Origin of the sequence: Dactylosporangium salmoneum (assembly GCF_039532525.1) — a bacterium.
GTDB lineage: Bacteria > Actinomycetota > Actinomycetes > Mycobacteriales > Micromonosporaceae > Dactylosporangium > Dactylosporangium salmoneum.
In genome coordinates this window covers 1-3,771 of the sequence record NZ_BAAARV010000091.1, presented here as the reverse complement: position 1 = coordinate 3,771, position 3,771 = coordinate 1, and the positions used below count along the sequence as shown (strand labels likewise).

The window sequence follows — 3,771 nt, the reverse complement described above, 5'->3', positions numbered from 1 at the left end:
GCCACTCGGCGGCCGGCCGACGCCGCCTGGCCACTCGGCGGGCGGCCGACGCCGCCTGGCCACTCGGCGGGCGGCCCGCGCCGCCTGGCCACTCGGCTGGCGGCCACTGGCTGCCCGCCAGCCTCAGCGCCGCACGATCGAGGAGATCAGGCCGTATTCGATCGCGTCCTCGGCGGTCAGCACGCGCCCCGACTGCAGGTCGTCCTCGACCCGGGCGCGGGTCTGCCCGGTCGCGGCGGCGATGCGCAGGATCAGGTCCTCGAGGTCGCGCAGGTATCGCCCGGCCTCCGCCACCACCTGGTCCGCCGTCCCGCCCGGCGAGGACACCTTCGGCTCGGCCAGCCGGAACCGCGCGTGGGCGAAGGCGGTGCGCTGGGCCGCCGCGCAGAACACCCCGAGCGCCGCCGCGCTCACCTCGCCGACCGCCGTGGCGTGCACCGGCGCCCGTACCGCGTCGATCGCGTCGACCAGCGTCCAGACCGCCGCCAGCGTGCCCTGCTCGGCGCTCATGTGCACGCTGATCGGCTCGGCGCCGCCCGCGTCCAGGGCGAGCAGCGTGGCCGCGGCCCGGGAGGCCATCTCGGGCTCGATCGGGCCGCGCAGGAACACCATGCGCCGCCCGAACAGCTGCTCGTCGAGCCAGGGGGCGTGCAGCGCCGGGGGCATCGTCGGGTCCTCGTCGGGACGCCGCTCGTAGGGTGAGCGCATGACCCGAACATAGGCGAGAACCCACCGCCGCGACCGCCCGCCGGCCCCGTTTCCGCTGCCGGCTGAACCCGGGCGGGGCCGGGCAATAATGCCAAACCGCCCGCGTTGAAACCTCCGGCTGGCAGCATGCGGGGATAGGGGCACCGGCCGGCGGTGCCCGCGCGCACCGTTCGGGAGCCGCCATGGCGGACGTTTCCACCGCAGAGTCGGGCCTGGTCGACCGGGACCTCATCGAGATCGTCAACGAGGTCTGGGACGCGTACCTCCAGCAGCCCGAGGCCGCCGCGGTCGAGGCACCGCAAGCCCCACACCCGCAGGCCATGACGGCCGCCGTGTCGATCACGGGCGCCTGGGAGGGGCACGTGCGCGTCCTGGTCCCGCCCGCGGCGGCCGGCGACATCACCGCGATCATGCTCGCCATGGAGGCCAGCGAGATCACCGACCGGGACGTGACCGACGCGATGGGGGAGCTCATCAACGTGGTCGGCGGCAACATCAAGAACCGTGGCGTCCAGCCGGCCAAGCTGGGCCTGCCGGTCGTCGCCACCGGCAAGATGCTGTTCCCGGCCACTCAGGAGACCCATCGCCTGGCCGTGAGCTGGAAAGACGGCGATCCGATCCTGTTCAGCGTCCTGCACGTCAACCCGGACCGCGCGGTGCTGCCGATCGTCGCCAAGAACCGCTGATCCGCCCGATTCACGCGCCTGAACCCGACATACGACCCGGCAGGCGAAAAATCGGGATAAGTCCGATAAATCTGGTCACGGAGTGCCGGATTTATCGGACTTATCGCAAAGGCGAACCGGTCACCAGGTGCGCTGCCGCACCAGCGCCGCCTCGACGCGCTCCGCCGGGGCGGGCTGGCCGTAGAAGTGGCCCTGGCCGTACCGGCAGCCCGCCGCCCGCACCAGCTCCAGGTGCTCCTGCGCCTCCAGCCCGTGCGCGACCACGGTCACGTCCAGGCGCCGGCCCAGCTTCACCACCACGTCGATGAGCGGCGGGGCCTGGCCGCCGCTCGCCGGGGGTGCATTGAACAGGGCACGGTCGACTTTCAGCAGGTCGGCCGGGAGGCGCCGCAGGTGGGCCAGCGACGTGCCGCCCGCGCCGAAGCCGTCCAGGGCCGTGCGCACCCCGATGGCCCGCACCGTCGCGAGCGGCTCGGCGACGCGGTCCAGGTCGGGGCCGAGCTCGCGCTCGGCGAGTTCGACGACCAGGTCGGACGGGTCGACCTGGTGGCTGTCGAGGGCCAGGCTCAGCCGGTTGGGGAAGCCGGGGGCGGCGAAGTCGTCGAGGCCGATGTTGACGGACATCCACACGCGGTACCCCTCGTGCTGCCACATCGACAGCTGGCGGCAGGCCCGGCTCAGCACCCAGTCGTGCACGTCGGCCGTGAGGCCCAGCTCGCGGGCCACGGTCAGGGTCTCGCCCGGCGGGACGGTGCCGAGCTTCGGGTGGCGCCAGCGCAGGAGGGCCTCGGCGCCGATCGGGTGGCCCTCGACGAGGTCGTAGACCGGGTGGTACGCCAGGTCCAGCTCCCCGCGCTCGATCGCGAGGGGCAGGTCCTGCTCCAGCGTCGCGCGGCGGACGTAGGCCTCCTCGGCGGCCTCGTCGTGCCACTCCACGCGGCCGCGGCCGGTGCGCTTGGCCCGCCGTAGCGCCAGGCCGGCACGGCGCAGCGTCTCCTCGGGGCCGCCGCCGGCGGGGGCCAGGCCGATGCCGGCCGACAGCTGCAGGACCGCGCCCGGCACCGGGTAGGGCTCGCCGAGCTCGCCGGCCAGGCGGGTGGCCAGGGTATAGGCGTGGATCTTGTCGGCGCGGGTGAAGACGGCGAACTCGTCGCCGTTGATGCGGGCGGCCACGTCGCCGGTGCCGGCGGCGGCGCGGATGCGGGCGGCCACCTCGACCAGCATCGCGTCGCCGACGTCCGGGCCGTGCAGGTCGTTGACGCCGGCGAGGCCGTCCAGGCCGACGGTGATGAGGAAGCCCGTGCCGGCGGTCAGCTCGCGCAGCAGGGCGCCGCGGTTGGCCAGGCCCGTGAGCGGGTCGGTGGCGGCGGTGCGCTGCAGGCTGCGCTCCAACTCGCGGCGCTCCCCGGCGTCGCGGAGGTGGACCACGAGGCCGTCGACCTCGGGGGTGTCGGCGATGGTGAACTCGACGTAGCGCCAGACCCCGAACCCGTCGCAGACCCGGGCCCGGATCGGGCCGTCCGCCTCGGCGTCCAAGGAGAAGCCGTCGACGGAGAAGGCGTCCGCAGGGTGCACCAGGCGCGCGAACGGGCGGCCGAGCACCTCCTGGTCGGACAGGCCGAACTGGCGGGCCGCGGCCGGCGACTGCCAGCGCACCGTGAGATCCCGGTCGAGCACCAGGATCACGTCGGACGAGCCGGCCACCAGGGACGTGAACGCCGTGTCGCGGGCGTCGAGCTCGCCGCTGAACCGCCGTACCGTCATCGCCTCGATGATCTCGCGAAGGACCACGGCGAGGACGGCCGCGGCCCCGACCACCATGGCCGCGATGCCGATCGTGCCCCGGCTGACCAGCGCGTAGAGCACCGCGCCGGCCCCGGCCAGCACCGGGGCGACCAGCAGCGGGTCGCCGATCAGCGTGCCGTCGACGACCCGGGCCTCGCCGGTGCGGCCGAAGACCGAGCGGCAGGCGCCGGCCCACACCAGGACCGCGCCGAGGACCAGCAGCGCGCCCGCGGACAGCAGCCAGGCGTCGTGCCGGGCCGGCTCGGCGGGCAGCAGCGGCACGGCCGCCATGCCCAGGGTCAGCAGGGCCACGCCGCCGGCGGCGGTGACCGCGGCCCAGCGCGGGAAGGGCGCGCGCACGCCGCTGACCACGGCGATCGTGATGCCGACGATGGCCAGCAGACAGGTCCAGAAGACCTTGCGGCTGGGCTCGCCGCCCACGTCGAGGATGAGCACGAGCAGGGTCAGGAACTTCCACAGGGCGACGCACACGCCGTCGAGGGCCCGGCGGGCCGCGGCGGCCGGGCGTGCGCCCACGCCGGCCAGCCCGAGCAGGCCGAGCAGCGGCACGAGCAGGGCGAGGCCGATCTTG

3 protein-coding genes are annotated in these 3,771 nt (G+C 74.7%); 1 reads left to right on the top strand and 2 read right to left on the bottom strand.

Going from position 1 to position 3,771, the window contains the following annotated elements:
* Nucleotides 1-123: 123 nt before the first annotated feature.
* Nucleotides 124-708, bottom strand: a complete 585-nt coding sequence (locus ABD352_RS45470; protein WP_344618842.1) for an ATP-dependent Clp protease proteolytic subunit — start codon at nt 706-708, stop codon at nt 124-126.
* Between the two features lie 182 nt (nt 709-890).
* Between ABD352_RS45470 and ABD352_RS45465 the strand changes: the two genes are divergently transcribed.
* Nucleotides 891-1,394 carry a chemotaxis protein CheX gene (locus ABD352_RS45465; protein WP_344618841.1) on the top strand — a complete coding sequence of 168 codons (504 nt, stop codon included), beginning with the start codon at nt 891-893 and terminating at the stop codon, nt 1,392-1,394.
* 120 nt (nt 1,395-1,514) lie between these two features.
* On the opposite strand, the gene ABD352_RS45460 is transcribed toward ABD352_RS45465, so the two are convergent.
* A partial coding sequence (locus ABD352_RS45460; protein WP_344618840.1) for a putative bifunctional diguanylate cyclase/phosphodiesterase occupies nt 1,515-3,771 on the bottom strand: 2,257 nt, incomplete at its 5' end.

Excerpts from the sequence above, each read along its gene's own strand:
- ABD352_RS45465 (WP_344618841.1), top strand. The coding sequence starts at position 891 with ATGGCGGACGTTTCCACCGCAGAGTCGGGCCTGGTCGACCGGGACCTC.
- ABD352_RS45470 (WP_344618842.1), bottom strand. The coding sequence starts at position 708 with ATGCGCTCACCCTACGAGCGGCGTCCCGACGAGGACCCGACGATGCCC.